The organism is Compostimonas suwonensis (assembly GCF_002797855.1).
Taxonomy (GTDB): domain Bacteria; phylum Actinomycetota; class Actinomycetes; order Actinomycetales; family Microbacteriaceae; genus Compostimonas; species Compostimonas suwonensis.
Genome location: NZ_PGFB01000008.1, coordinates 83,350 through 108,300 on the forward strand (window position 1 = coordinate 83,350; position 24,951 = coordinate 108,300).

Sequence of the window (24,951 nt, forward strand, 5' to 3'; positions counted from 1 at the left end):
TCCGGTCGTGGATGGCCGTGGGACGGACTCCAGTTTACCAGTGCATATTCTCGCGCCGGTATGCGAGCACCGGTCGATCGGTGCCGGATCGGGGGTCGATCCGCGCCAGGCCGGTGGCCGGGTGACGCCGGATCAGGGGCGGAAATCGTGCCGGATCAGGGCGAATCAGGGCGAATCAGGGCGGATCAGAGCGGATCAGGCCGGATCAGGGCGGATCAGAGCTCGATCCGCTGGTCGGCCACCGTGCGTCCGCCGACCTCGACGCTCTCCCCTGCGCCGAGTCTCGTGCTCAGCCGCGAGCCGCGCCCCTGCAGGATCTCGAGGTCGCGGCCGAGCACGGTCGTGATGCGCACGGCCGCGGCGCCCGTCGCCTCGTCTTCGGCGATGCCCAGCTCGGGGGCGAACATCCGCGAGCGCAGGGCGCCGGCCTCCTCGTCGATCCAGGCGTAGGCGTAGTGGTGGCCGGCGGTCACGGCGGCGGGGTCGAGGGCGTCGACCTGCGCGGGGTCGGCCAGCGGCATCCACTCGAAGTGCGGAGCCCAGGATGCCCGGCCGGTGATCCAGGTGCGGTCGGCGTCGTAGCGCACCCGCACGTCGCCCGCCCTCTCGAGGAGCACGTCGACGGGCGAGCCCTCGTGCGCGAGCCACCACGCAGTGCCCACGCTCGGGTGGCCGGCGAAGGGCAGCTCGGCGACGGGGGTGAAGATCCTGATCACGGCCGTGCGCTCGGAACCTCCGTCGTCGGGCGAGAGACGCCGCCCGAGCTCGTCGACGAAGACGGTCTCGCTGAAGCCCAGCTCAGCCGCGATGGCCTGCTCGCGGCCGCTCGTCGAGGCGTCGCTGCGCACGATGCCCAGCTCGTTGCCGTGCTCGCCCGCCTCGTTCGTGAAGACCCGGACGACGTCGACGGCGATCGTGCTGCTCATGACCCCAGCCTCTCACGCCGACACGGCAGCACGTCAACGGGGTGCGCCGGCCGGGCGCGAGGTCGATGGTTCAGCACATGACGAACATCATGCCCCTCCTGGTGCTCCCCCAGGTGGGGCAGATCGCCGTCGTCGGAGCGTTCATCGTCGCCGCGGTGGTTCTCGACTCGGTGACGCTCCGACGACGCGCGCTGAGGGAAGCGCTGAGGAAGCGCTCGGGCGTCAGGCGACGGTCGCGTCGACCGTGACCTCGATGTTGCCGCGGGTCGCGTTCGAGTAGGGGCAGACCTGGTGCGCCTGGGCGACGAGCTCATCGGCCGTCGCCTGGTCGATCCCGCCGAACTCGGCGTGAATGGCCGCGGCGAGGGTGTAGCCGCCGTTCTCGGCGGGCACGAGGGTGACCTCGACGACGATCGCCGAGTCGGTGAACGAGATCTTGGACTGCGCCGCGACTCCCTTCACCGCCGAGTGGAAGCACGACGACCAGCCGGCTGCGAAGAGCTGCTCGGGGTTGGTGCCGCCGCCCGGGCCGCCCATCTCGGTGGGCACGGCGAGGGTGACGTCGAGCATCCCGTCGCTCGATTCGGCGCGCCCACCGGCACGCCCCTCTCCGGTCGAGGTGGCCACTGCGGTGTAGATTGCACTCATTTTCGCGATCCTTTGCGTGAGGAGTAACAGGCACGGACGCCACGAACGCTACCCCCGGGATCTGAACTCCGTTCACAGAGAAGAGGGGTAGTGCAGGATCAGACGAAGCGGATGCCGGTCTGCAGGCGGGTGCGCACGTCGAAGACCCGATCGATGCTCGTGCGGGGCGCGCCGGGCAGCCCGTTGCGCAGGAGCTCGGGCAGCACGGAACGGCGGATCAGCACGGTTCCCGAGTGGCGACCGCGCTCGATGAGCTCGACCGGCTCGTCGAGGCTCTCGTCGGGCACGACGATCGCGAGCCCCGTGAAGCGCACGCCGAGCGAGCGGCCGAGCGACCGGGCCCGCCGAGAGAGCGAGCGCACCGGCTCCTCGTCGTCGTCGAGATCGTCGCCTGCGACCTCACCGCGGTGCAGTCGCACGACGCTGCCCCAGTCGGCCGACTCGAGCGCGAAGAGCCCCGAGGGCCCGAGCACGACGTGGTCGAGCTTGCCCTTGTCGGTCGCGACGTCGCTCCAGATCGTGAAGCCGATGCCGAGCGTCGACACGGCTCGCACGGTCGCCTCCTCGGCGAGCGCCTTCGCGAGGTAGGCGCGGATCTCCCGCGGCGCCGAACGCAGCAGGGCCGGGTCGTAGGGATCCGCGAGCTCGGTGCCCCGGCCCACCCATTCGCGGATGAGGGCGAGGAAGCGCTCCCTCGCCACGCCGCCCGGGTGACCGTGCACGCGGGCGCGGATCGACGAGGAGTTCGCGCGGGCCGACGCCGGCGCAGAACGGGCGGGTCCGGCATCCCGTTCGCTCGTTCTGGGGCCGAGACCCCGGTCGTAGGCGGCGCGCTCGACGGGGTCGCCGACCCGCTCCCAGGCGATCTGCACGGCGTGGAAGCGCACGGCGTTGCCGCCCATGTCGGGGTGGGTCTCTCGGGCCAGCCGCCGGTAGGCCCGGCGCAACTCCTCCTGGCTCGCCGACGCGCTGACCCCGAGAACCTCATAGGGCGTGCGCGAGGCCGGACTGTCGAGCATCCTGGTCGGTCTCCTTGGCGTGCGTGTTCTGGAGACGACGTTACCGAAGAAAACTGACAGTGTCCGTCAGGAGACCATCAGGCGACGCCGGCTACCCCGTGAGCACCGAGAGCACGTTGCGCGCCGGATCGAGGAACCAGGCGATCTCGGAGCCCCAGCCGCGCTGGATGCCCTTCGCGTCGGTCTCGAGCACCGCGTCGTCGTAGATCTTCGTGACGACGCCGCGCGCGTTGAGGTCGTCGACGGCCGACTCGACGTCGTCGACCACGAAGTTGAGGATCGTGAAGGTCGCCGGCTCGTGATTCGGCTTCGGGTAGACGAGCACGTGCGCGCCCGAGGGCAGCGTCAGCGTGAGCATGCCCATCTCGTCGTCGGCGACGGTGAGGCCGAGCGTCTCGCCGTAGAACGCGCGCGCCGCGTCGATGTCGTCGACACTGAACCCGCTGAAGGCTTCTTTCGGAGTGAACATCGCATCCTCGTCTCGTACTGCTGTTCGGTGTGTGCCGTTCGATGTGTACGGTGCACACAATCGCACATTCAGCGCCGTACGTCCAGGGCCAGGGGGGTCTCGAACAGGACGAGAACTGTCCTCTTCGACGGCTACCCTCGGAGCATCGGCCGCAGAACAATAGAGAACAGAACGCAGAGCAGACAGGAAGAGGATCATGGACTGGAAGATCGAACTCATCGCCGTGCCCGTCACCGACGTCGACCGGGCGAAGGCGTTCTACGTCGAGCAGGTCGGCTTCGCCGCCGACCACGACCACCAGGTCGACGAGGGGCTGCGCTTCGTGCAGCTCACCCCGCCCGGCTCGGCCTGCTCGATCGTCATCGGAACGGGCATCACCGACATGGTCCCCGGCACGCAGAGCTCCATCCAGATGGTCGTGCCCGACGCGGATGCCGCGCGGAAGCACCTCATCGACAACGGCGTCGAGGCGAGCGAGATCGACGATCAGCCGTGGGGCCGCTTCGTCAGCTTCCCCGACCCCGACGGCAACACCTGGACGCTGCAGCAGCTCCCCGACTACGCCGCTCAGGCCGCGGCGGGAGCAGACGTGAACTGAGGGCCTCCGCACCCGGCCGGCCTCCGCACGCTGGCTAGTATGGGCACATGCCAGCGCGCCCCCGGCCCCTCTCGCGCGTCACGGCGTTCGTGCGCCGGCTGTGGGCGGGCACCCCGAAGCCTCCGCCCGCCTCCCCCGACGCCGAGGTCGATCCCGCCGTCGTCTCGATGCTCGGCGGTCTCGGCGTCGCGATGCTCGAGACGAGCGCGGCGACCAACGACGTCGAGGACACCCTCGAGATCATCGCGAACGCATACCGGGCCACAGGCGTGCGGGTCGTCGTGCTGCCCACCCTCGTCATCATCCAGCTGCCCTCCGGGACGGCCCAGCGCATCGCTGTCGAGTCGGTGTCCGGCGGCTCCCTGCGGCTCGATCAGGCGGGCGCGATCGCCGCGATCGTCGAGAAGACGTCGAGAGGCGGCATCCCTCCCGAGCAGGCGCTCTCCGAGATCGCCGCGGTGCGGGCGTCCAAGCCCCGTTTCGGGCTCGCGACGAGCATCCTCGGCAACACGATCCTCACGACCGGGTTCGGGCTCGTGCTCAACCCGACCCTCGCCGCCATCCCCGCGTACGTGATCCTCGGACTCGTCGTCGGCTGCCTCATCGCCCTCGCCTCCCGGTTGCCGACCCTCGCGAGCGCTCTCCCCGTTCTGGCGGCGTTCCTCGTGACCGTGCTCACCGTGACGCTGCTCGCCGGGCTCACGGGCGAGGAGCCCCTGCGGGTCATCGCCCCCGCTCTCGTGAGCTTCCTCCCCGGGCTCACGCTCACGATCGCCGCCGTCGAGCTCACGAGCAACCAGGTCATCGCGGGAGCGAGCCGTCTCGTCTACGGCACAGCGCAACTCGTGCTGCTCGGCTTCGGCGTCTACGCGGCGGTCGCGATGACGGGAGCCCTGACCGAGGGGAGCTCGTCGCCGGGGCTCGGCCCGTGGTCGCCGTGGGTCGGGGTCGCCCTCACCGCGATCGGCTACGTGCTCTACTCCTCGGCGCCCGCGGGCTCGATGATCTGGATCGTGCTGAGCCTGTACGTGGCATTCGGCGCCCAGGCGCTCGGCAGCATCCTGCTCTCGCCCGAGCTCTCGGGCTTCGTCGGAGCGCTCGTCGTCGTGCCCGTGTCGCGCCTGTTCGCCCGGGTGCGCAGCGCCCCGCCCGCGATCGTGATGACGCTGCCGGCCTTCTGGCTGCTCGTGCCGGGCGCCATGGGTTTCATCGGCCTCAGCGAGAGCGCCTCCGACCTCGCCAGCGGCGGGCAGATGTTGCTCAACACGCTGCTCTCGCTGCTCTCCATCGCACTCGGCATGCTCGTGGGCACGGGTCTCAGCCGCGACCTCTCCGGAGCCCGTGAGCTGTGGCGCAGGATCCGGACGAGCGAGATCGGAGGGAAAACGTCGGGGAAGAGCGGGGCCGGGAAGAGCGGGGCCGATCGGGTCTGAGCGGGTCTGAGCGGGTCCTCCCTCACCTCCCTCATCTCCCTCTCAGAACGACGGACATTGTGCGTGATCGGCGTGTCCGCGCCATGACGAGCCCGCGACGAGCCCGTGACGCCTGTCCTCACGCGCCCGGTCGCCTGTCAGCCCTCCGCGAGGCCCTCCAGCACCTCGTTCGAGGGCACGAAGAACGCCGTGCCCGTCACCGCCGTCGAGAAGTCGAGGATCCTGTCGTGCGAGCCGGCCGGGTCGCCCACGAACATGTTGCGCAGCATGTGCTCGATGACCCAGAGGTCACGGGAGTAGCCGATGAAGTACGTGCCGAACTCCCCCTGCCCCGGCCTCCCGAAGGGCATGTTGTCGCGCAGGATGTCGCGTTCCACACCGTTCGCGTCGACGATCGTGTTGAGGCTCTTGTGCGACTTCCGCACGGTCCCGCCGCTCGCGCCGGCTGCAACGACCCCGGCACCCGCACCGGCACCCGCACCGGCATCCGCTCCCGGGTCCGCGTCGTCGAGCTCGACGTTGTCGGCCTTCGTCCGCCCGATGACGGCCTCCTGCTCGCTCGTCGAGAGCGCGCCCCAGGCGCCCAGATCGTGCAGGTACTTCTGCACGACCACGTAGCTGCCGCCCGCGAAGCCGGGATCCTCGTCGCCGATCAACGAGGCCTCGAGCATCGAGCGGCCCGTCGGGTTCTCCGTTCCGTCGACGAAGCCGAGCAGGTCGCGGGAGTCGAAGTAGCGGAAGCCCTGCACCTCGTCGACGACCGTCACGGAGTCGCCGAGGGCGTTCAGGAGCAGCCGTTCCAGCTCGAAGCACATGTCGCTGCGCTCGGCGCGGATGTGGAAGAGCAGGTCGCCGGGCGTCGAGACGGCCGTGTGCCGGGCGCCGCGCACCTCCGAGAAGACCCGGAGCTGGGCCGGCCGCGTGCTCTGGCCGAAACGGTCCCAGGCCTCGCGGCCGATGCCGACGTTGCAGGAGAGGCGTCCGCCCAGGTCGCGGAAGCCGACGGTGCGCACGAGGCCCCCCAGATCGGAGACGACGTCTCGCACGTGAGCCGCGGCATCCTCGCCCTCGGCGATCGTGACCACCAGGAAGACCGCCGCGGTGGAGAGCGGCGCGTTCACGCTCTGCGGCTCGATGGGCACCCGGTTCCAGCTCTGATCATCCATGCTTGACATTCTGCCGTTCCCGGGTGCCGAGTGGGCGTGGAATCCCGCGAGGCACGCACTCGACGGCACCCCGGACGAGGCTCGGACGAAGGCGAGAAGCATGCGGTACCGCACCCTCGGCACCACCGGAACCGTCGTCTCCGAGAGCGCTGACGGCAGTTCAGGCCGCCCGACGCCGAGACCGCCGGAACCGGGCCCGAATTGCCAGACGGCGCAACAGAGCTAGGCCGAGTGGGCGCGGAGGAAGTCGATCGTCGCCCGCAGCGCCGTCTGGCCGGCCTCGGTGTCGAGGTCGAACTGGTACTCGTGCGGCAGGGCGGGCTCCCGGTCGTCGGGCCAGAACAGGGTCGTGACGTCCACCCCGAGCGCGCCGAGCCTCTCGGCGAAGGGCTTCGCCTGCGAATCGGTCAACGGGTCGCCGTTGCCGCCGCTGAGGTAGGTGGGAGGAAACTCGGCGGTCACGTGGAAGTGCGTCGACATCTGATCCACAGCCCGTGAGCTCGCGAAGTCGCGGTGGCCCGTGTACGCCCAGATCGACTGGATGTCGCCCCAGCCGAACAGCCCCGTGGCCCCGACGAGCGGCATCACCTGGTAGATGCCGCAGTTGAGCACGACCCCGCGCAGCTGATCGCGGCGCAGAGCGGGTGTGACGCCGACATCCAGGGCATAGGCGGGGTTGGTCACGAGGGTCGCGAGCTGGCTCGACAGCTGCGCGCCCGCCGAATCGCCCGCGAGGAAGATGCGGTCGGTGTCGACGTGCAGCCGCTCGGCGTTGGCCAGGAGGTAGGCGTGCGCGTCGTTGAGCTGCTCGACGGCGGTCGGGTAGCGCCGCTCCGGGCCGAGCGAGTAGTCGAGGCCCACGACCGTGAACCCCTCCTTCGCGAGCAGCTGGAAGTAGGGGGTGTCGTCGTCTTTGCCGCCCGAGATCCAGGCGCCGCCGTGGGTCCAGACGATGGTGGGAAGAGGGCCGCTCGTGCCCTGCGGGAAGTAGACGTCGAGGTGGGCGTCGTCGTCGCCCTCGCGGTACTGCAGCTCGGCGACCCGCTCGATCCCGGCGGGGGCGTGCTTCTCCATCACGAGCTTGAGCTTCGCGTTGTTGCGCTGGAACACGGCGCGGATGAGGAGCGCACCCGGCCACGGCGTCGCGACGACGGCCAGCACACCGCCCACGACGACGCCGGCGAGCGCGAGGAGACCGGCCCACGGGGCCACCCGGCGCAGCGCCGAGGTTCGAGCGGGCTGCGGCATGGGCTGATCCTTCGTGACGGGCCCGGCGGCGACGGGCGGGACGAGTCGGACTCGATCCTATCGAGCGACCGGCGCCGAGGTCACGATCCGGTCGACGAAGCCGTAGTCGAGCGCCTCCTCGGCCGTGAACCAGCGATCGCGGTCGGCGTCGGCGGTGATCTGGTCGAGCGGCCTGCCGGTCTGCTCGCTCGTGAGCTGCGCCATCCGGCGTTTGAAGAACAGGATCTGCTTCGCCTGGGTCTGGATGTCTGCGGCGGTTCCCCCGAAGCCTCCGTGCGGCTGGTGCATGACGACGCTCGAGTTCGGCAGGGCGTAGCGCTTGCCGGGGGCGCCGGAGGAGAGCAGGAACTGCCCCATCGACGCCGCGAAGCCGAGGGCGACGGTCGCGACATCCGCGTGCACGAAGTTCATGGTGTCGTAGATCGCGAAACCCGCGGTTATCGAGCCGCCGGGCGAGTTGATGTAGAGGTAGATGTCGCGTTCGGGTGCGATCGAGTTGAGGAGCAGGAGCTTGGCGCACACGTCGTTGGCCGAGTCGTCGGTGACCTCGGTGCCGAGGAAGACGATACGCTCCTCGAGCAGGCGCTGGAAGATCTGCGGATCGTGGGCCGGGGCGGGAACGGGTTCGCTCATCGCGCTGTCCTTTCTTCGGGGCGGTTCGTCGGGCGGTCCGTCGGGGGCCCGTCGAGGCGGTCCGCGAACCGTTCCTCCATGGTCTGCCGGGCGGGGGTCTCACGGGCGGTTGTCTGCCCTCGGAAGAACTGCTGACAGCAGAATCTGCCTCGGCGTAGTCTGGCGGGAACGGAAACCGCCACGATGCAGGAACGGGAGAACACGGATGCTCCTCCGCCACGCGATCGGCGCCGTGCTGCGGCGTCTGCGACTCGAACAGAACAAGACGCTGCGCGAGCTCGCCCAGGAGTCCCGGGTGTCGCTGCCCTACCTCTCCGAGATCGAGCGCGGCCGGAAGGAGGCCTCGTCGGAGATCCTCGCGACCGTCTGCCGCGTGCTCGACATCACGATCGGCGCGTTCCTCGACCAGGTGAGCGCGGAGTTCGAGCGCAGCACCGCGCCCGTGCCTGCGCCCGTGCTCGAGCTCGGCTCGGTGAGCGAGGTGGCCCGTGGCCGCGAGCTCGCGCGCGGCAGGGGCGGCCACACGGCGAGCACGGCGAGCGTTGTGACCGCGGCGAGCGTTGTGACCGCGGCGAGCGCGGGACGCCTCGACGCCTACCTGCTCGCCGCCTGAGCCGTCTCCTCTTCCCTCCGTCCCCTGGAGCCCCTCCTCAAAACGACGGAGATTCTGCCTGAAACGCCCTGTTTCTGCCCGAATCCGCCCATTCTGAGCAGGATCTCCGTCGTTCTGAGCAGGGCTCGTCGTTCTGAGCAGGACCTCCGTCGTCCTGAGCAGGACCTCCGTCGTTCTGAGCAAGGCCCGTCGTCCTGAGCAGGACCTCCGTCGTCCTGAGCAGGACCTCCGTCGTGGTGAGCAGGGCTCGTAGGATCGAGAGATGGCACGACCCAGCAGCACGATCGTCGTGGTCGGCGGCTCGGTTCCGCCGGCCGTGCTCCCCGCGCTCGACCGCCTCCCCAACGTCCGGGCGGCGAGCCTGAGCGGCGATGAGGCGCCACCCGCCCGTGAGCTCATCGCCCGATCGAGCCTCGCCTACCTCGTGCACGACGCCGACCCGCTCGCAGCCGTCGCAAAAGCCTGGGCCGCCTACTTCGACGACGGCGCCCCCTATGGCACCGTCGAGGTCGCGGTCGAGGCGGCGCTCGCGTCCCTGCGACGCGGCGACGCCCTCCTGCCCGACTACTTCCTGGTGCTGGATGCCGCCGAGCTGCCCCAGATCGAACGGCACTGGTGGTTCGGGGTGCTCGCCACCGCCTCGCCCGGTCGCGTCATCCCGGTCGAGCCGGACGCGGCATCCGTTCAGCGCGCGCTCTCCCGTCTGCCCGACGGCCGGTGGTGGCCCGATCCTCCCGAGGAGTGGCTCCGCGGGCTCGGCCGCGCGGTGCCCGACCGTGTCGGGCTCGGGCTCGGCGATGCGGGGCTCGGCGATGCGGGGCTCGGCGATGGGGGTGCTCGGCGATGTGGGAAGCTGAACAGCGGGAATCAGTTCACAACTGTTAACCGTCCTCCCGACCGTCCTCCCGCACGACCCCCACCCCTCATGACCACCCCGTCATCACCCCCGCAACCACCCCTCCGAGGAGCACCATGACCGACACCAGCGGAGTCGGATTCCGTTCCGAGCGCGGGCCCGTGCTCGTCTCCCTGATGGTGACGACGGGCCTCGTGGCCATCGACTCGACGATCCTCGCGACGGCCGTCCCGTCGATCGTCGGCGATCTGGGCGGCTTCGCGCAGTTCCCCTGGCTGTTCTCGATCTACCTGCTCGCGCAGGCGGTGTCCGTTCCCGTCTACGCCAAGCTCGCCGACACGGTGGGGCGCAAGCCCATCATCCTCATCGGCATCGGCCTGTTCCTGCTCGGCTCGATCCTGTGCGGCCTCGCCTGGAGCATGCCCGCGCTCATCGCCTTCCGCGCCATCCAGGGCCTCGGCGCGGGAGCCGTGCAGCCCATGGCGATCACGATCGCCGGCGACATCTACTCGGTGGCCGAACGCGCCAAGGTGCAGGGCTACCTGGCGAGCGTCTGGGCGATCTCCTCCGTCGTCGGCCCGACCCTCGGCGGCGTCTTCTCGGAGTTCACCTCGTGGCGCTGGATCTTCTTCGTCAACGTGCCGCTCTGCCTTCTCGCCGGGTGGATGCTCATCCGCCGCTTCCACGAGAAGATCGAGCCCCGCACGCACACCGTCGACTACGCGGGCGCGGTGCTGCTCACCCTCGGGCTCAGCGCGCTCATCCTCGCGGTGCTCGAAGGCGGCCAGGCCTGGGCCTGGGACTCCCCGCAGAGCATCGGCGCCTTCGTGCTGGGCGGCCTGCTGCTCGTGGCCTTCGTGCTCGTCGAGCGCCGTGCGGCCGAGCCGATCCTGCCGCTGTGGGTGTTCTCCCGGCGCTTGCTGCTCACGACGACCTTCGTCTCGCTCGGGGTCGGCGCGGTGCTCATCGGGCTCACCTCCTACGTGCCCACCTACCTCGAGGGGTCGATCGGCGTCACCCCGCTCGTCTCGGGGCTCGCGCTCGCGGCGCTCACGATCGGCTGGCCGATCTCGGCCTCGCTCTCGGGGCGCTTCTACCTGAGGATCGGCTTCCGGCTGACGGTCCTGCTCGGAACGGCCTTCGCCGTCGTGGGCACCCTGCTGCTCGCCCTCACCGCCTCCACCCCGAGTCTCGTGCTCGTCGCGGTGAGCTGCTTCGTCGTGGGGCTGGGCCTCGGCCTCGCCGCGACGCCGAGCCTCATCGCCGCCCAGTCGAGCGTGCCGTGGAACGAGCGCGGCGTCGTGACCGGCACGAACCTCTTCGCGCGATCGATCGGCAGCGCGGTCGGGGTCGCGATCTTCGGAGCCATCGCGAACTCGATCTTCGCGGCATCCGACACCGCGGAACAGGATCCGGCGACCGTCGTCTCCGCCTCGCTGAGCGTCTTCGTCGCGGTCGCCGTCTGCGCGGTGCTGAGCATCGTCGCGGGCCTCGTGATGCCCGCCGCCCGCGTCGAAGACGTCGAGCACACCGGGCAGTCGCCGGTAACCGGGAGATGACCAGCAGCTGACCGGAGAGTGAACGTCACGTCGAGGTCTGGCGCAGTCCCCGACCGCGTGCGACGCTGAGAGCATGGCGGTCTATCGTCGGAGTGAGAGCCCTCGCGAGCCGCGCCCACGGCCGGATTTCGGGCGTCTGACGGGCCTCGTCGCTCAGCCGGCGATCATCCACGAGTCGCTCGAGTGGAGCGATCGCCCGCGGCCGATCACCCACGTGGACGTGACCTACAGCACGCCGCTGCGATCCGAGATGGGCCGGGAGCTCTCGGGCGCGGTGCGCAACCATCTGCGGGCGCCGGACACCGAGTGGGCGACGGTCGAGCGCCTCGCCGCCAAACATCTGCGGGCCGTCGCCGAACGCGACCCCGGCAATCGCGGAGTGCGCTTCGATCGGCTGCCGGAGTGGGAGCGGGCCGTCGTCGACATCGACGGCAGCACGCACACGGTGCTCCAGTCGATCTACGAGGGCTTCGAGGCCATCGCCTTCCGCAACGGCGACAGGGTCGTCAGCAGCGTCTTCTCGGTCTTCGACGCCGTCGAGATCGTCACCGCCTTCCGCACCTTCTACTTCACCGAGCGCACCCTGCCCGACGACGCCGTGCGATCGTCATCCGACGACGGCCTGCTGCCCTGAACGCGCCGAACGGCACAACCTGCCGTCCATCGATCCGCAACCCCGGCTTTCCCTTGCTTCGCTACTCTCGGGCAGCATGACGGAACTCGTGACCCACCACCTGCCCGCACCCGACCTCGACGACGTGCTCGGCTACACGGTCATCGATGTGGACGACGACGACCCCGTGCTCGTGGGCCGCGACGGCAAGCCCGTCGACACCTGGCGTGAGGGCTACCCCTACGACGAGCGGATGGACCGCGAGGAGTACGAGCTCAACAAGCGCCTGCTGCAGATCGAGCTGCTCAAGCTGCAGAACTGGATCAAGGCGAGCAACCGCCGCCTCGTCGTCGTCTTCGAGGGCAGGGACGCCGCGGGCAAGGGCGGCACGATCAAGCGCTTCACCGAGCACCTCAACCCCCGCGGAGCCCGCGTCGTCGCGCTCGAGAAGCCCACACCGCGGGAGGCCTCGCAGTGGTACTTCCAGCGCTACGTGCAGCACCTCCCGGCGTCCGGCGAGATCGTGCTCTTCGACCGCTCCTGGTACAACCGGGCCGGCGTCGAACGGGTCATGGGCTTCTGCTCGGGCCAGCAGTACGAGGAGTTCGTGCGCCAGGCGCCCCAGTTCGAGAACATGCTCGTGGGCGACGGCATCGATCTCGTGAAGTTCTGGTTCTCAGTGTCGTCCGACGAGCAGCGCACGCGCTTCGCGATCCGCCAGGTCGACCCCGTGCGCCAGTGGAAGCTCTCCCCCATGGACATCGCCTCGCTCGACAAGTGGGACGACTACACCAAAGCCAAGGAGGCCATGTTCGCGGCGACCGACACGGAGATCGCGCCGTGGACTGTCGTGAAGAGCAACGACAAGAAGCGCGCCCGCCTCGAGGCGATGAAGCACGTGCTGCACCTCTTCGACTACGACAACAAGGATGTCGCGATCGTCGGCCGGCCCGACGCGAAGATCGTGGGATCCGCCGCGCACGTCTACGAGCGCGGCGAGAACGCGGGCGGCACGGCGGCACCGGCCGTCTGACACAGCGCGGCCGGGCGGGACGAGCCCGGGCGGAACACGATCGGGCGCGGGGCGGCTAGCGCAGCAGCTCGGCGGCGGCGCGACTGAGGGTGTCCGCGACATCCGCGAGCATCGTCGACTCGAGCGCCCACTGCTGCCAGTAGAGCGGAACGTCGACGGGATGCCCCGGGTCGAGCTCGACGAGCAGCCCCTCGGCGAGCCGCCCCTCCACCTGGATGCCGGGGAGGGCCGCCCAGCCGAGGCCGAGGACGACCGCCTCGACGAAGTCGGTCGAGGCGGGGACGTAGTTGCGGGGCGGATGCAGCTGCCGCCGGGTGCGGAGACGCAGGTATCGGTCTTGCAGCTCGTCCTTGCGATCGAAGACGACCATGGGCGCGACGGCCAGGGCCTCCGGCGTCGGCCCCTCGGGGAACCACCGCTCGGCGAAGGCCGGGCTCGCCATCGCGCGGTACTGCATCGAGCCGAGCGGGCGCACGATGCATCCCTGCACCGCCTCGGGCTCGGAGGTGACCGCGGCCATGACGGTGCCCTTGCGCAGCAGCACCGTCGAGTGATCCTGGTCTTCGAGGTGCAGCTCGAACGAGAGCTCGGGAACCCGGGCCAGCGCGGGCAGGATCCAGGTGGCGAGGGAGTCGGCGTTGACGACGAGCGGCACGACCGTGCGGCCGGAGCCGTCACCCGCGCCCAGCGCCTCGAAGGCCTCGCGTTCGAGCACGGCGAACTGCCGGGCGAGCCGCACGAGCACCTGACCGGATTCGGTCGCCCGCACGGGCTTCGAGCGTTGCAGGAGCACACGCCCCAGCTGCTGTTCGAGGGATTTGATCCGCTGGCTCACGGCAGAGGGAGTGATGCGCATCGCTCGCGCGGCGTTCTCGAAGCTGCCGTTGTCGACGACTGCTGCGAGGGTGCTCAACTGGTCAAGCTGGAGTTCCATATTAAGCGATCCTAATCTTTCGTTAGAATCTTTAGCTTCACCTCATCGGCCCCGCCGCATACCGTTGACGGCATGACCTCCTCGCCAGCCCTCCTCGTCGCGCTCTCCGGTTTCGCGGCGGGGGCGTCGCTCATCATCGCGATCGGCGCGCAGAACGCCTTCGTGCTGCGTCAGGGTCTGCGCCGCGAGCACGTCCTCGTCGTCGTGGCCATCTGCGCGCTGAGCGACGCGATCCTCATCGCCCTGGGCATCGCCGGCATCGGCGCGCTCGTGACGACGGCGCCGGTCGTGCTCGACATCGTGCGGTGGCTCGGCGCGGGCTTCCTCATCGCCTACGCCGTGTTCGCCGCCCGCCGCGCCATCCGGCCCGGTCGACTGGATGCCGGCGGCCCGGCCGCCACGACCCTCGCCGCCGCGGTGCTCACCTGCCTGGCGCTCACCTGGCTCAACCCGCACGTCTACCTCGACACCGTGCTGCTGCTCGGCTCGCTCGCCTCCACGCACGGCGACACCGGCCGCTGGATCTTCGGCGCCGGGGCCGTGCTCGCGAGCATCCTCTGGTTCGCAGGGCTCGGCCACGGCGCCCGTCTGCTGAGCCGGTTCTTCGCGCGCCCACTGGCCTGGCGCATCCTCGACGCCGCGATCGCCGTGGTGATGTTCACCCTCGGCGTGCTGCTGCTCGTGCCGGTGCTCGCGCCGCTCTTCTCGTAGACGCGGGCTCTCCACACGCCGAATCCCTGCGCGAGGCATCAGCGCGCGGTCGGAAGCACCAAGGGTCAGCGCGCTAAGGGTCAGCCCGCGAAGACTCAGCGCGCGAGGTAGGCCGCCTCCGTGCGCGTCGAGGCTCCCGTCTTGCGCAGGATGCTCGAGACGTGCACGCTCGCGGTCTTCGAGCTGATGAACAGCCGTTCGGCGATCTGCCGGTTGCTGAGACCCTGCGCGAGCAGGTCGAGCACCTGCTGCTCGCGCTCGGTGAGCCCCGCCCCGCCCGCGAGCCCGCCGGCCGCCGATCCGGCGCCCACGGAACCTGCGTTCGCCGGGCCGATGGCGCCGATCCGGCGTTCGAGCTCGAGCACGTGCGCGGTGATGAGACCGGCGCCGATCTCCTCCGCGCGTTCGCGAGCCTCCTGGGCCCGATCGCGCGCCGCCACCCGGTCTCCCGAGAGGGCGAGCGACTCCGCGTGACGCAGGAGCGTGTAGGCGGAGAGCTGCGCTGGAACGGTCGCAGCCGCGCTGGCCGCGACCGCGGCATCCCACAGCTCGGGATCGGTTCCCGTGCGGCCCGGACCGCCCAGCTCGGCGTCGACGATCGCGAGATAGGCCGGCGCCGTCGGCCAGCCGCTCGACTGCCCGAGGATGTCGCGGAGCCTCCGCTCGGCCGCAGCGGGGTCGAAGCCGCCCTCCCCCGCAATCGTGTCGCCCCCGGCGCCCGTACCCCCGCTGACTCCGCCCTCGCTCACCCCGCGCTCGATGACCGTGCCCGTCGCGACGATCGCGGCCAGCGTGCGGGCGGCGACGGCGAGCACGGGCAGGTCGTAGGCCGAGAAGATGCAGTAGCCGGGGCCGAGGATGCCGCTGACCTCCGCCCACGCCTCGCGCACGTTGCCCCGCTCGAGGGCGATCTCGGCCGCGATCGCCGCGAGGCCGAGGCGGGATTGGGCCTCGACCTGCAATTGCACGCTGAGCGCCGCCCGCCACCCGCGCAGCAGCCGCTCGGCCTGCACGGCGTCGCCGCCCCACAGCGTCGTGCGGAGTTTGAGGCGCTGCAGATGGGCGCTGAACCCGATCGGCGGGTCGAGCTCGAGCGCGCGGTCGAGCAGCTCGTTGGCTCGTTCCGTGCGCCCGAGGCAGAACAGCGGACCGATCACGTTGGACATGAGCATCGCGCCCGAGGTGCGCTCCACGCCCCGCTCGCGGGCGCGCCCGGTGCCCTCCTCGGCGAAGCGGATCGCCTCCTCGTAGCGCCCGAGCAGGTTCATGGCGTCGGACTGGTTCACCCAGTACCGCAGCCGAGCCGAGTCGCTGCCCTCGGCGAGCTCTCCGGCCAGCGCGAGGTCGGCGAGCCCCCGATCGATGTCGCCGAGCGAGACCCGGGAGAATCCGCGGATGTTGGCGGCCACCGACATCCGGGCCCGGGAATCCGCCTCGCGGGCCTCGCGGAAGCCCTCGTCGGCCACGTCGACGGCCTGCTCGAAGTGGGCGGAGAGCATCAGCCGTGCCGCGAGCTCCCCCAGCACGTTGGCCCGGAGCACACTCGGCGGCCGGCCCTGCAGCACGAGGAGCGCCTGGCGCAGCAGCTCGACCGAGCCCGTCTGACCGAGGTTCGCGAGATAGGAGGCCTTGTCGCGCAGCAGCCGGGCGTAGAGCTCGGGCTCGGCCGGAGACGAGGAGGCGATCGCCTCGTCGACGAGCGCGACGGCCCGTTCGCTCTCGCCTACATTGCGCAGGATGTAGGCGGTGTCGGCGAGCAGGTCGACCCGGCTGCTGCCGGCGACGGTCTCGGCGTCGGGCACCTGGCTCCAGAGCTCGAGCGCCCGTTCGCCCATACGCGCCGCGGTCGCGAAGGCATAGGCGGCGCGGGCCTGGCGCATGGCCGTCACGGCCGAGGCGAAGGCGCATCCGACGTTGTGCGCCGCCATCCAGTGATAGGAGATCGCGGTCGCGTCGGCCGGCCCGGCCCGGCCCTCGAGCGCCTCGGCGTAGCGCGTGTGGAAACGCACGCGCTCACCCGGCAGCAGCTCTTCGTGGATGGCCTCGCGCACGAGCGCGTGCCGGAAGGCGTAGGCCGTGCCGTCGACCACGAGAACGCTCGCGACGACCGCCTCCCTCGCCGCGCGGTCGATGTCATCGGCCGCGGCCTGCTCCGAGCTCGCGTCGTAGACCTCGGAGAGGAGCTCGTGCTCGACACGTGCGCCGCCGGCCGCGAGCAGGCGCAGGACCTTCTGAGTCGGCTCGGTGAGCGATTCGTAGCGCACGAGCAGGATGTCGCGCAGAGTCGCAGGCACGCACTCCACGTTGAGGGTGCCGTCGACCTTGACGAGCTCCTCGATGAAGAAGGGGACCCCGTCGGTGCGATCGAAGATGATGCCCACGTCGTGCGCGTCGGGCGCGGAGCCGACGAGGGAGCCCACGAGCTGCCGCACCTGACGGCGGTTCAGCCGTTGCAGCTCGAGGCGCACGACCTTGCGGTTGCGGTCGAGCTCCGGGCGCCAGGCCCGCAGGGGATGACCGCGGCCCAGATCGTCGCTGCGGAAGGTCACGACGAGCAGCACCCGGGCGTCTTCCACGACCCGCACGAGGAAGCGGAGGAGAGCCAGGGTCGCCTGGTCTGACCAGTGCAGGTCTTCGACGACGACGACGATGGGACGCTCGCGCGAGACGTTCTCGAGCACGGCGGCGACGGCCTCGAAGAGGCGCTCGGCGCTGCCGCGCTGGGTCGCCTCGGTCTGCGCCCGGTCGCGGAGCTCGGGCAGCAGCACCGCGAGCGCGTCGCGCGCCGGGCCCGCCGCCTCGAGGAAGGCCTCCTCGCCGATCGTCGCCGCGAGGGCGCGGAGCGCGGCGATGACGGGCGCGTAGGGAGGGGCGTCGCGATCGAGGTCGACGCACTGGCCCCGTACGACGATGGGCGCGGGGCTCGACGGCCCGCCGACGGGGATCGAGCGGATGAACTCGGTCAGCAGACGGGTCTTGCCGACACCCGCCTCGCCGCTCACGACGACCGTGCGCGCGGAGCCCGTGCGGCTCTCGGCGAGCGCGTCTGCGAGGGCCGCGAGGTCTTTCTCACGACCAATGAGGCTCGTGCTGGTGGTCGGCGGCATGATCTCATCGTGCCACCGACCACCGACATGTGCACCGACATGTGCACCGACATGTGCACCGACATGTGCACCGCCGTCTGCACCGCCGTCTGCACCGCCGCGCGCAGTGCCCCGGGCGCCGCCGGCATCCGTCACCGCGCGGAGCTCGCCCGGCTCTCGCAGGGCACGGCCCGGGCGCGATCGGCCGGCTCGGCCGGCTCGGCCGGGGTGCCGCGGAACCAGGCCACTATCCGCTGAGGGACGCCGCGTCGCCCGGGCAGGGCGACCCGACCGGAGCGCACGACGCGAGGCGCGGGGGCCTCCACTGCGACCGGATGCCCGCCCTCCGTCTCCTCGAGACGTTCGAGCGCGCTGCGCCGGATCTCGAGCTCGCGGGTCAGCTGTTCTTCGTGCGCACGGTACAGGGTGGGGAAGGAGAATTCGGTGATCTGCATGGTGATGCTTCCTCTGTGTTCGGGCGTGCTCGGCGTTGTGCGCGAGCCGCCTGCCGGATGTCTGTGTAGGTGAAGGTCTGCACGGGTGAAGGTCTGCACGGTCGACGGCGTGTGCCGATCCGTGTGCCGGATGCCGCGTGCCGGGCGTCTAGCGCAGACCGCGCTTCGTCGGGACCGGCCCGTAGCCGTCCCGCACGAGCTGGGCGATCGTCGTGGCGATGGCCCACACCCCGATCGCACCGAGAACGATGAAGATCCACATGATTCCGCTCCTCTCCCGATGTCGCCGCTGTTGCGTGCCACTGCTGTTCGGTGTCACCGTGTTCGACGTCGATGGATCGAGACTGCTCGCTAAGGCGGATGCCCGGCATCGGACGCTTGACCTATTTGCCCGAGGCGCTCGGCCACCGCGTCTAAGACCCGCCTCAGACATCCCGCCACCGTCATCTCGAGCGGCGACACGTCCCGAGCGGTTAGCCTGGAGGCATGCCTCGCGATGACCGGTCAGCCCTCTCCTTCGGCTCGGCCGTCGACGACTACGAGCGCGGACGCCCCGGGTATCCGGCCGAGGCCGTCGACTGGATCCTCGGTCTGACGAGCGAACGCAGGCCGACGGGCGAGCACGGCGGCTCCGGCATCCGCAATGAGCCGCTGACCGCGATCGACCTCGGCGCCGGCAGCGGCAAGTTCACCGCGTCCCTCGTGGAGCGCGGGCTCGACTGCCGCGCCGTCGAGCCCGACCCGCAGATGCGCGCACGCCTCCAGGCCAAGCTCCCGGGCGTCGACGCCCGGGCGGGGAGCGCGGAGTCCATCCCCTTCGACGACGCGAGCGCCGACCTCGTGACCGTGGCCCAGGCCTGGCACTGGATCGACCCGGTCGTCGCCTCGGCCGAGATCGGGCGCGTGCTGCGGCCCTCCGGCGCTCTCGCCCTCATCTGGAACGTGCGCGACGACTCGGTGGGCTGGGTCGACCGGTTCTGGTCGATCTTCCGCACCTCGGCGGCGGAGAACTACGACAGCGTGACACCCCGGATCGCCGCGCCGCTCCGAGCGACGGCCTACCGCGAGTTCGCGTGGCAGGACACCCTCACGGTCGACGAGCTGCTCGCCCTCGTGACCTCCCGCAGCTACGTCATCCGGCTCTCCCCCGCCGAGCGCGACGAGCTCATGGGCAGAGTGCGCAGCTTCCTCGACGACGATCCGGATGTCGGAGGCTCGACGACGTTCGTCCTCCCCTACGTCACCCGCGTGACCGTCGCGACCCCGGAGTCGAACGTCGGTTGAACACAGCGATGTCGGTGGAATAAAGCAGGATGTAGACGACGTTCACACCAACAGGCCCTCAGCCGGCCGGCGCTCGTGAACCGTCGCACCATCTCACCACCAGCACCTCTCCCAGACTCCGACCACCAGCACACAGCCCGACCACCCGCACGGCTCAGCACTTTTTTCACCCTTTTTCACGCTCGACGACAGGACCCTCTCGTGACCGAAAGCACCCTGCCCGCCACTCAACTCCCGCCCTCCGGCGACCTCCACCCGACCGGCGGCGACTCCGCCGGCGTCGACTCCGCCGAGGCCGGTCGCGTCTCCGCGCGCAACCGCCTGGTGATCGGCCTCCTGCTCGTCTCCGCCTTCGTCGTCATCCTCAACGAGACGATCATGGGCGTCGCCCTGCCGCGTCTGATGCACGACCTCGACATCGACGAGAGCGCCGGCCAATGGCTGACGACCGCGTTTATGCTCACGATGGCCGTCGTCATCCCGATCACGGGCTTCCTGCTCCAGCGCTTCAACACCCGCCCCGTCTTCATCGCGGCGATGACGCTCTTCAGCATCGGCACCCTGATCGCGGCGCTCTCGCCCGGCTTCACCGTGCTGCTCGTGGGCCGCGTCATCCAGGCGAGCGGAACGGCCATCATGATGCCGCTGCTCATGACGACCGTGCTCACCCTCGTGCCCGCCTCCTCGCGCGGCAAGACGATGGGCAACATCTCGATCGTCATCTCGGTGGCCCCGGCCATCGGCCCCATCATCTCGGGCCTCATCCTGAGCGTGCTCGACTGGCGCTGGATGTTCGGGCTCGTGCTCCCGATCGCCGTCGCGGCTCTGGCCATCGGTGCATTCCGGATCCAGAATGTGACGACCCCGCGCCGGGTTCCCATCGACGTGCTCTCCGTGATCCTCTCGGCCTTCGCCTTCGGCGGGCTCGTCTACGGGCTCAGCAGCCTCGGCGAGTCGGCGAGCGAGTTCGGGCTGATGCCCGCGATCGTCTCGCTCTCGGTGGGCGTCGTGGCGCTCGCCGTCTTCGTCCTGCGCCAGATCTCGCTCGAGCGCAAGGAGCGCGCCCTGCTCGACCTGCGCACCTTCCTCTCGAAGACCTTCACGGTGACGACGATCATGCTCGCGATCAGCATGATGGCCCTCTTCGGAACGATCATCCTGCTGCCGATCTACATGCAGACGGTGCTCGGCCTCGACCCGCTGCTCACCGGCCTCCTGCTGCTGCCCGGCGGGCTGGTCATGGGAATCCTGAGCCCCGTCGTCGGCCGCCTCTACGACCGCTTCGGGCCGAGGGTGCTCCTCGTTCCGGGCTCGGTTATCGTGAGCGCCGTGTTCTGGGGCATGACGCTCCTCACCGAGAACTCGCCGTTCGGCTTCGTGCTGCTCGCCCACGTCTCACTGAGCGTCGGCCTCGCGCTGCTCTTCACCCCGCTCTTCACGGCGGGGCTCGGATCGCTCCGCCCGCAGCTGTACTCTCACGGCAGCGCGATCGTGGGAACGGTGCAGCAGCTGGCGGGAGCGGCCGGAACGGCGCTCTTCATCACCATCATGTCGGCGACCAAGATCAGCATGGAGGCGAACGGCGCCGCAGTCGTCTCGGCGACGGCCGCCGGCATCCAGTCGGCGTTCTTCGTCGGAGCGATCATCTCGCTGCTCGCGATCGTCGCGGCGTTCTTCGTGCGGCGCCCGGCCGACTCGCCCGATCCGCACGGCGTTCCCGTGGGGCACTGACTCGACGAAGCGCTGATTCGACGAGGCACTGACTCGACGAGGCACTGACTCGACAAAGCACCGAGCCGAGGCCGGCGGCGATCTTCGCCGCCGGCCTTTTCGTGAGCGTATAGTTAGTTAACGTCAATTAACTAATCCTCTCTCTCCGGAGGCCCACGTGGCGTCGCGCACCGGCATCTTCAGCACAGACCACCCCCGCTACAAGTGGGTGGCCCTCAGCAACACGACCCTCGGCATGCTCATGGCGACGATCAACTCCTCGATCGTCATCATCTCGCTGCCGGCGATCTTCACCGGCATCGACCTCGACCCGCTCGAGGCCGGCAACATCAGCTATCTGCTGTGGATGCTCATGGGCTACATGCTCGTGACCGCCGTGCTCGTGGTGACCTTCGGACGCCTCGGCGACATGTACGGGCGCGTGAAGATCTACAACCTCGGCTTCGTGGTCTTCACGATCGGGTCGATCGCTCTCGCCCTCGACCCACTGCAGGCCGGCGCCGGCGCCATGTGGCTCATCGTCTGGCGCCTGGTGCAGGGGGTGGGCGGAGCGATGCTCTTCGCCAACTCGACGGCGATCCTCACCGACGCCTTCCCCACCAACCGCCGGGGCATGGCCCTCGGCATCAACCAGGTGGCGGCCATCGCGGGCAGCTTCCTCGGCCTCATCGTCGGCGGCCTGCTCGCCGTCGTCGACTGGCGCGCGGTGTTCTTCGTGAGCGTGCCGATCGGCATCATCGGCACCATCTGGTCGTACAAGTCGCTGCACGAGGTCGGCGTGCGCAACCCGGGCAAGCTCGACTGGCCCGGCAACCTCACCTTCGCCGTCGGGCTCACGGCCCTCCTCGCGGGCATCACCTACGGCATCCAGCCGTACGGCGGCAGCTCGACCGGCTGGACGAACCCGTGGGTGCTCGGTGCGATCGGCGGCGGCATCCTGCTTCTCGTGCTCTTCGTCGTGATCGAGCTGCGCAGCACGGCGCCCATGTTCGAGATGCGGCTCTTCCGCATCCGCTCCTTCGCGATGGCGAACCTCTCGGGGCTGCTCGCCTCGGTCTCCCGCGGCGGCCTGCAGTTTATGCTCATCATCTGGCTGCAGGGCATCTGGCTGCCGCTGCACGGCTACTCCTACGAGGACACACCTCTGTGGGCCGGCATCTACATGCTGCCGATCACGATCGGGTTCCTGATCGCCGGCCCGCTCTCGGGCACCCTCTCCGATCGCTTCGGGGCACGGTTCTTCTCGACGGCCGGCCTGCTGCTGACCGCACTGTCGTTCGTGCTGCTGCTCGTCATCCCGGTGAACTTCGAGTACTGGCAGTTCGCGATCATCACGGGCCTGAGCGGCATCGGCTCGGGGATGTTCAGCGCACCCAACCGCACGGCGATCATGAACAGCGTGCCGGCCAACCAGCGCGGCTCGGCCTCGGGCATGGCCGGAACGGTGCAGAACGCGGGAACCTCGCTCTCGATCGGCGTCTTCTTCTCGCTCATGATCGCCGGGCTCGCCGTCGCCCTGCCGAGCACCCTCACCAACGGGCTCGCCTCGAACGGCGTTCCGCAGGCCGCGGCGGAGCAGATCGGGCAGCTGCCTCCGGTCGGCAGCCTGTTCGCCGCGTTCCTCGGCTACAACCCGATCGAGAGCCTGCTCGAGCCCACCGGCGTGCTGCAGAGCCTTCCGGCGGGGAACGTCGCGACGCTCACGGGCAAGGAGTTCTTCCCGCAGCTGATCTCCGGGCCCTTCCACGACGGTCTCGTCGTCGTGTTCACGGCGGCGGCGATCATGTCGGTCATCGCGGCCGTGGCATCCCTCAGCCGCGGCAAGAAGTACCTGCATGTGGAAGACTCAACGACAACACAAACGGAAGTCACAGAAAGTCGAGCCTGATGGACACAGCGCCTCACGCGTCCGACGACGAACGCGCGCAACTCGCTTCCCGTCTCGCCATCGCCATCGGTCGCATCAATCGACGCATCAGACCGCACACCGGCATCATGACGTACGCGCAGTTGTCGGCGCTGTCGAGCATCGTGCGCCTCGGGCCGCTGCGCCCCGGCGATCTGGCCCGCCTCGAGGCCATCGCGGCTCCGAGCGCCACCCGGCTCATCGCCGGCCTCGAGAGCGAGGGCTTCGTCACCCGCACGGCAGACCCCGCCGACGGCCGCGCCTTCTTCATCCAGTCGACGGATGCCGGAGCAGAGGCCGTGCTCCGCGCGCGGGCCGAGCGCGCCGAACTGCTCGAACAGCTGCTCACCGACAGCACCGACGAGCAGATCGCCCGCCTGGCCGCGTCGGTCGACGTGCTCGAGGCCGCCGCGGTCGCCGGCGCGCCCGTGATCCCCGGCATCGACTCGACGGACACCGCCTCGTCGAACGGCTGATCCGCCGGAAGCCACCGAGCGCGTGACAGCCTGGGTTTACGGTGAGCGTCCCAACTACGCGACTTCCAACTCCGCTGCCTGTGTGGCCGTGGCGGTGGAACACTCGCATCCTGTCTCATGCCGGCTCTCGGTCAGATCGTCTGCGCTGGTTTCAATGCGACAGGAAGAATGTGCCTCTCTACCGAGCCTCGCGCCGGAGCGCCCGCGCCCGAAGGAAGCGCCAGCCAGGAAGCAGCAAGGCGGAGATGGCAATCCAGGATGTGAAGCTGGTGGCGACAGCGAAGCGAGCGAGGGCGAGACCGCTGAAGACATCCTCAAACCGGTTGGGAGAATGATCGGGAAAAAGGTGACCAGGGTCACGTTAGGACCTTGACCGAGGACGAGATGCAGAGCATTTTCAATCGTCTTGCCGCACTCGGAGCTCCTACGAACTGATCGGCTTATTCAGGTGAAGGCTACGATTTACCCGGTGGTGGATTCGTCGGCCTGCGGGAAAGCAGCGACCATGGCTCAACACTCGACGTAAACAGCAAGGGCATCAACAACATCAAAGGCGTCAACGTTTCGAGATTTCATTGGGAGGAAGGATGCTGAGACTGTCGCAAGAGATACTGATCAGCGGCCTCCGCGACTGGAACTCGTTGTGGCACGTCCACGAGTTCGCGGAAGACTATGTCCCTGACGATTTCGCTGAGAATCCGATGAAAACAGTCATCAGTTCTTTACAAGAACTTCTGGAGGGCGGATACGCAAGAGTCGGGCAGCTCGTGATGGAAGGACAGAAATCGTATTTTGTTCCTTGGACGCACGACCGGGCATCCGCTCTCGCTGAACTTCGGTCGGAATGGACAGCTGTGACAAACAAGCGCTTCGGTGATCCCATGCCCTGGCTTGAAAACACCGAAAAGGGTAATGCGGAAGGTCGCCATCTGCTGAGCATTCGCCCACCCGACCCGGACGCCGACGAATAAGCTCCGAAAAAGGTAATGCCCGAGGTCAACGACTAAATCCTTGCGGTGAACCTGTCAGGAATAAATAAAGGTGCGGAGGCTCATCTCCCGCTTGGGACGGAATGATAATGAACTGGACCAATCCGGAGGATGTGCACGACTCGACGATCGGCCCGATAACGATCGACTGGGACAACGGTGCAGTCGAGATTCCCCTGAAAATTGCGAACGACGTGACGGGCACGATCATCGCACAAGGCCTCAGGCTCCTGGTGATGCCTCGAATGCACCCGTGGGGCCCGGCCAGAACCGTATACGAGCTGTCCATCAATGGCGAGGACTGGCCGGATGCGACCTCCGTGCAGATCCTCGCCCAGACCGGCGACAACATCTCGATCGAGGCGGACACGTTCGAGTACATCGTGAACTCGGATGAACGGCCGATCGCCGAGAGCGAAGCCGTCTAGGTGTACTGACCTCGACCGTTGTTGATTCGGTCGATGGGGGTTTTGCCTCTGATGCCGAGGTGGTGTCTGTCTAGGTTGTAGTGATCGAGCCAGGCCGTCAACCCTGCTCTCCGGTCGTCGTTCGAGGTCCAGGGGCG

The 24,951-nt window shown here is 69.2% G+C and carries 25 protein-coding genes; 15 read left to right on the forward strand and 10 right to left on the reverse strand.

Annotated elements, in window-relative coordinates:
• Window positions 1–215: 215 nt before the first annotated feature.
• Window positions 216–926, reverse strand: coding sequence for a PhzF family phenazine biosynthesis protein (locus tag CLV54_RS17165; RefSeq protein ID WP_100346228.1), 711 nt, complete (start codon window positions 924–926; stop codon window positions 216–218).
• A gap of 77 nt (window positions 927–1,003) precedes the next feature.
• On the opposite strand from CLV54_RS17165, the gene CLV54_RS17640 reads away from it, so the two are divergent.
• Window positions 1,004–1,174, forward strand: coding sequence for a hypothetical protein (locus CLV54_RS17640; RefSeq protein ID WP_157803056.1), 171 nt, complete (start codon window positions 1,004–1,006; stop codon window positions 1,172–1,174).
• Here the strand turns inward: CLV54_RS17640 and CLV54_RS17170 are convergent.
• The 3 genes from CLV54_RS17170 to CLV54_RS17180 form a co-directional block, all read right to left on the reverse strand.
• Window positions 1,149–1,574: an organic hydroperoxide resistance protein gene (locus CLV54_RS17170; RefSeq protein WP_100346229.1), complete on the reverse strand. Its 426-nt coding sequence runs from the start codon at window positions 1,572–1,574 to the stop codon at window positions 1,149–1,151. The genes CLV54_RS17640 and CLV54_RS17170 overlap by 26 nt on opposite strands.
• A gap of 98 nt (window positions 1,575–1,672) precedes the next feature.
• Complete coding sequence (locus tag CLV54_RS17175; RefSeq protein ID WP_100346230.1) at window positions 1,673–2,593, reverse strand: J domain-containing protein; 921 nt, start codon at window positions 2,591–2,593, stop codon at window positions 1,673–1,675.
• A 91-nt stretch (window positions 2,594–2,684) separates the two neighbouring features.
• Window positions 2,685–3,062 carry a VOC family protein gene (locus CLV54_RS17180; protein ID WP_100346231.1) on the reverse strand — a complete coding sequence of 126 codons (378 nt, stop codon included), beginning with the start codon at window positions 3,060–3,062 and terminating at the stop codon, window positions 2,685–2,687.
• A gap of 196 nt (window positions 3,063–3,258) precedes the next feature.
• Between CLV54_RS17180 and CLV54_RS17185 the strand changes: the two genes are divergently transcribed.
• Both CLV54_RS17185 and CLV54_RS17190 read left to right on the forward strand, forming a co-directional pair.
• Window positions 3,259–3,660 carry a glyoxalase superfamily protein gene (locus tag CLV54_RS17185; RefSeq protein WP_100346232.1) on the forward strand — a complete coding sequence of 134 codons (402 nt, stop codon included), beginning with the start codon at window positions 3,259–3,261 and terminating at the stop codon, window positions 3,658–3,660.
• Window positions 3,661–3,707: 47 nt separating this feature from the next.
• Complete coding sequence (locus CLV54_RS17190; protein ID WP_100346233.1) at window positions 3,708–5,093, forward strand: threonine/serine exporter family protein; 1,386 nt, start codon at window positions 3,708–3,710, stop codon at window positions 5,091–5,093.
• Between the two features lie 137 nt (window positions 5,094–5,230).
• On the opposite strand, the gene CLV54_RS17195 is transcribed toward CLV54_RS17190, so the two are convergent.
• The 3 genes from CLV54_RS17195 to CLV54_RS17205 form a co-directional block, all read right to left on the reverse strand.
• Window positions 5,231–6,268: a Dyp-type peroxidase gene (locus CLV54_RS17195; protein ID WP_170062024.1), complete on the reverse strand. Its 1,038-nt coding sequence runs from the start codon at window positions 6,266–6,268 to the stop codon at window positions 5,231–5,233.
• A 213-nt stretch (window positions 6,269–6,481) separates the two neighbouring features.
• Window positions 6,482–7,507, reverse strand: a complete 1,026-nt coding sequence (locus CLV54_RS17200; RefSeq protein ID WP_100346235.1) for an alpha/beta hydrolase — start codon at window positions 7,505–7,507, stop codon at window positions 6,482–6,484.
• Window positions 7,508–7,564: 57 nt separating this feature from the next.
• Entirely contained in the window at window positions 7,565–8,140 is a 576-nt protein-coding gene (locus CLV54_RS17205) for an ATP-dependent Clp protease proteolytic subunit (RefSeq protein WP_100346236.1), read from the reverse strand.
• 205 nt (window positions 8,141–8,345) lie between these two features.
• Here CLV54_RS17205 and CLV54_RS17210 point away from each other — a divergent pair, with 205 nt between their 5' ends.
• From CLV54_RS17210 to ppk2, 5 genes are all read left to right on the forward strand, one after another.
• Window positions 8,346–8,753, forward strand: coding sequence for a helix-turn-helix domain-containing protein (locus CLV54_RS17210; protein WP_100346237.1), 408 nt, complete (start codon window positions 8,346–8,348; stop codon window positions 8,751–8,753).
• Window positions 8,754–9,015: 262 nt separating this feature from the next.
• Complete coding sequence (locus CLV54_RS17215) at window positions 9,016–9,729, forward strand: hypothetical protein (RefSeq protein ID WP_211294598.1); 714 nt, start codon at window positions 9,016–9,018, stop codon at window positions 9,727–9,729.
• Window positions 9,726–11,168, forward strand: coding sequence for an MDR family MFS transporter (locus tag CLV54_RS17220; protein ID WP_100346238.1), 1,443 nt, complete (start codon window positions 9,726–9,728; stop codon window positions 11,166–11,168). The genes CLV54_RS17215 and CLV54_RS17220 overlap by 4 nt, the downstream gene beginning before the upstream one ends.
• 73 nt (window positions 11,169–11,241) lie before the next feature.
• A complete protein-coding gene (locus CLV54_RS17225) occupies window positions 11,242–11,802 on the forward strand; it encodes a hypothetical protein (RefSeq protein WP_100346239.1) in 561 nt (186 codons plus the stop codon).
• A 76-nt stretch (window positions 11,803–11,878) separates the two neighbouring features.
• Window positions 11,879–12,814: a polyphosphate kinase 2 gene (gene ppk2, locus CLV54_RS17230; protein ID WP_100346240.1), complete on the forward strand. Its 936-nt coding sequence runs from the start codon at window positions 11,879–11,881 to the stop codon at window positions 12,812–12,814.
• Between the two features lie 55 nt (window positions 12,815–12,869).
• Here the strand turns inward: ppk2 and CLV54_RS17235 are convergent, their stop codons facing one another.
• Window positions 12,870–13,748: a LysR family transcriptional regulator ArgP gene (locus tag CLV54_RS17235; protein ID WP_100346241.1), complete on the reverse strand. Its 879-nt coding sequence runs from the start codon at window positions 13,746–13,748 to the stop codon at window positions 12,870–12,872.
• A gap of 72 nt (window positions 13,749–13,820) precedes the next feature.
• On the opposite strand from CLV54_RS17235, the gene CLV54_RS17240 reads away from it, so the two are divergent.
• Window positions 13,821–14,459 carry a LysE/ArgO family amino acid transporter gene (locus tag CLV54_RS17240; protein ID WP_100346242.1) on the forward strand — a complete coding sequence of 213 codons (639 nt, stop codon included), beginning with the start codon at window positions 13,821–13,823 and terminating at the stop codon, window positions 14,457–14,459.
• Window positions 14,460–14,554: 95 nt separating this feature from the next.
• On the opposite strand, the gene CLV54_RS18170 is transcribed toward CLV54_RS17240, so the two are convergent.
• On the reverse strand, window positions 14,555–17,566 hold the full coding sequence (locus CLV54_RS18170; protein ID WP_100346243.1) for a helix-turn-helix transcriptional regulator: 3,012 nt from the start codon (window positions 17,564–17,566) through the stop codon (window positions 14,555–14,557).
• Window positions 17,567–17,697: 131 nt separating this feature from the next.
• Window positions 17,698–18,000 carry a hypothetical protein gene (locus tag CLV54_RS17250; protein WP_100346244.1) on the reverse strand — a complete coding sequence of 101 codons (303 nt, stop codon included), beginning with the start codon at window positions 17,998–18,000 and terminating at the stop codon, window positions 17,698–17,700.
• Window positions 18,001–18,486: 486 nt separating this feature from the next.
• Here CLV54_RS17250 and CLV54_RS17255 point away from each other — a divergent pair, with 486 nt between their 5' ends.
• The 6 genes from CLV54_RS17255 to CLV54_RS17275 all read left to right on the forward strand — a co-directional run bounded on the left by CLV54_RS17255 (window position 18,487) and on the right by CLV54_RS17275 (window position 24,814).
• The gene (locus CLV54_RS17255; RefSeq protein WP_100346245.1) at window positions 18,487–19,284 is read left to right on the forward strand and encodes a class I SAM-dependent methyltransferase; all 798 of its coding nucleotides are present in this window, start codon (window positions 18,487–18,489) and stop codon (window positions 19,282–19,284) included.
• Window positions 19,285–19,485: 201 nt separating this feature from the next.
• Window positions 19,486–21,015 (forward strand): MDR family MFS transporter, encoded by a 1,530-nt coding sequence (locus CLV54_RS17260; RefSeq protein ID WP_211294599.1) that lies wholly within the window; start codon window positions 19,486–19,488, stop codon window positions 21,013–21,015.
• A gap of 157 nt (window positions 21,016–21,172) precedes the next feature.
• Window positions 21,173–22,903 (forward strand): MFS transporter, encoded by a 1,731-nt coding sequence (locus tag CLV54_RS17265; RefSeq protein WP_245861795.1) that lies wholly within the window; start codon window positions 21,173–21,175, stop codon window positions 22,901–22,903.
• Window positions 22,903–23,397, forward strand: a complete 495-nt coding sequence (locus tag CLV54_RS17270) for a MarR family winged helix-turn-helix transcriptional regulator (protein ID WP_100346246.1) — start codon at window positions 22,903–22,905, stop codon at window positions 23,395–23,397. Before CLV54_RS17265 ends, CLV54_RS17270 begins: the two co-directional genes overlap by 1 nt.
• Before the next feature lie 587 nt (window positions 23,398–23,984).
• Window positions 23,985–24,368, forward strand: coding sequence for a hypothetical protein (locus CLV54_RS17645; RefSeq protein ID WP_157803057.1), 384 nt, complete (start codon window positions 23,985–23,987; stop codon window positions 24,366–24,368).
• 131 nt (window positions 24,369–24,499) lie between these two features.
• On the forward strand, window positions 24,500–24,814 hold the full coding sequence (locus CLV54_RS17275; RefSeq protein WP_157803058.1) for a hypothetical protein: 315 nt from the start codon (window positions 24,500–24,502) through the stop codon (window positions 24,812–24,814).
• The last annotated feature ends 137 nt before the right edge of the window (window positions 24,815–24,951 follow it).

Excerpts from the sequence above, each read along its gene's own strand:
- CLV54_RS17165 (WP_100346228.1), bottom strand. The coding sequence starts at position 926 with ATGAGCAGCACGATCGCCGTCGACGTCGTCCGGGTCTTCACGAACGAG.
- CLV54_RS17640 (WP_157803056.1), top strand. The coding sequence starts at position 1,004 with ATGACGAACATCATGCCCCTCCTGGTGCTCCCCCAGGTGGGGCAGATC.
- CLV54_RS17170 (WP_100346229.1), bottom strand. The coding sequence starts at position 1,574 with ATGAGTGCAATCTACACCGCAGTGGCCACCTCGACCGGAGAGGGGCGT.
- CLV54_RS17175 (WP_100346230.1), bottom strand. The coding sequence starts at position 2,593 with ATGCTCGACAGTCCGGCCTCGCGCACGCCCTATGAGGTTCTCGGGGTC.
- CLV54_RS17180 (WP_100346231.1), bottom strand. The coding sequence starts at position 3,062 with ATGTTCACTCCGAAAGAAGCCTTCAGCGGGTTCAGTGTCGACGACATC.
- CLV54_RS17185 (WP_100346232.1), top strand. The coding sequence starts at position 3,259 with ATGGACTGGAAGATCGAACTCATCGCCGTGCCCGTCACCGACGTCGAC.
- CLV54_RS17190 (WP_100346233.1), top strand. The coding sequence starts at position 3,708 with ATGCCAGCGCGCCCCCGGCCCCTCTCGCGCGTCACGGCGTTCGTGCGC.
- CLV54_RS17195 (WP_170062024.1), bottom strand. The coding sequence starts at position 6,268 with ATGTCAAGCATGGATGATCAGAGCTGGAACCGGGTGCCCATCGAGCCG.
- CLV54_RS17200 (WP_100346235.1), bottom strand. The coding sequence starts at position 7,507 with ATGCCGCAGCCCGCTCGAACCTCGGCGCTGCGCCGGGTGGCCCCGTGG.
- CLV54_RS17205 (WP_100346236.1), bottom strand. The coding sequence starts at position 8,140 with ATGAGCGAACCCGTTCCCGCCCCGGCCCACGATCCGCAGATCTTCCAG.
- CLV54_RS17210 (WP_100346237.1), top strand. The coding sequence starts at position 8,346 with ATGCTCCTCCGCCACGCGATCGGCGCCGTGCTGCGGCGTCTGCGACTC.
- CLV54_RS17215 (WP_211294598.1), top strand. The coding sequence starts at position 9,016 with ATGGCACGACCCAGCAGCACGATCGTCGTGGTCGGCGGCTCGGTTCCG.
- CLV54_RS17220 (WP_100346238.1), top strand. The coding sequence starts at position 9,726 with ATGACCGACACCAGCGGAGTCGGATTCCGTTCCGAGCGCGGGCCCGTG.
- CLV54_RS17225 (WP_100346239.1), top strand. The coding sequence starts at position 11,242 with ATGGCGGTCTATCGTCGGAGTGAGAGCCCTCGCGAGCCGCGCCCACGG.
- ppk2 (WP_100346240.1), top strand. The coding sequence starts at position 11,879 with ATGACGGAACTCGTGACCCACCACCTGCCCGCACCCGACCTCGACGAC.
- CLV54_RS17235 (WP_100346241.1), bottom strand. The coding sequence starts at position 13,748 with ATGGAACTCCAGCTTGACCAGTTGAGCACCCTCGCAGCAGTCGTCGAC.
- CLV54_RS17240 (WP_100346242.1), top strand. The coding sequence starts at position 13,821 with ATGACCTCCTCGCCAGCCCTCCTCGTCGCGCTCTCCGGTTTCGCGGCG.
- CLV54_RS18170 (WP_100346243.1), bottom strand. The coding sequence starts at position 17,566 with ATGCCGCCGACCACCAGCACGAGCCTCATTGGTCGTGAGAAAGACCTC.
- CLV54_RS17250 (WP_100346244.1), bottom strand. The coding sequence starts at position 18,000 with ATGCAGATCACCGAATTCTCCTTCCCCACCCTGTACCGTGCGCACGAA.
- CLV54_RS17255 (WP_100346245.1), top strand. The coding sequence starts at position 18,487 with ATGCCTCGCGATGACCGGTCAGCCCTCTCCTTCGGCTCGGCCGTCGAC.
- CLV54_RS17270 (WP_100346246.1), top strand. The coding sequence starts at position 22,903 with ATGGACACAGCGCCTCACGCGTCCGACGACGAACGCGCGCAACTCGCT.
- CLV54_RS17645 (WP_157803057.1), top strand. The coding sequence starts at position 23,985 with ATGCTGAGACTGTCGCAAGAGATACTGATCAGCGGCCTCCGCGACTGG.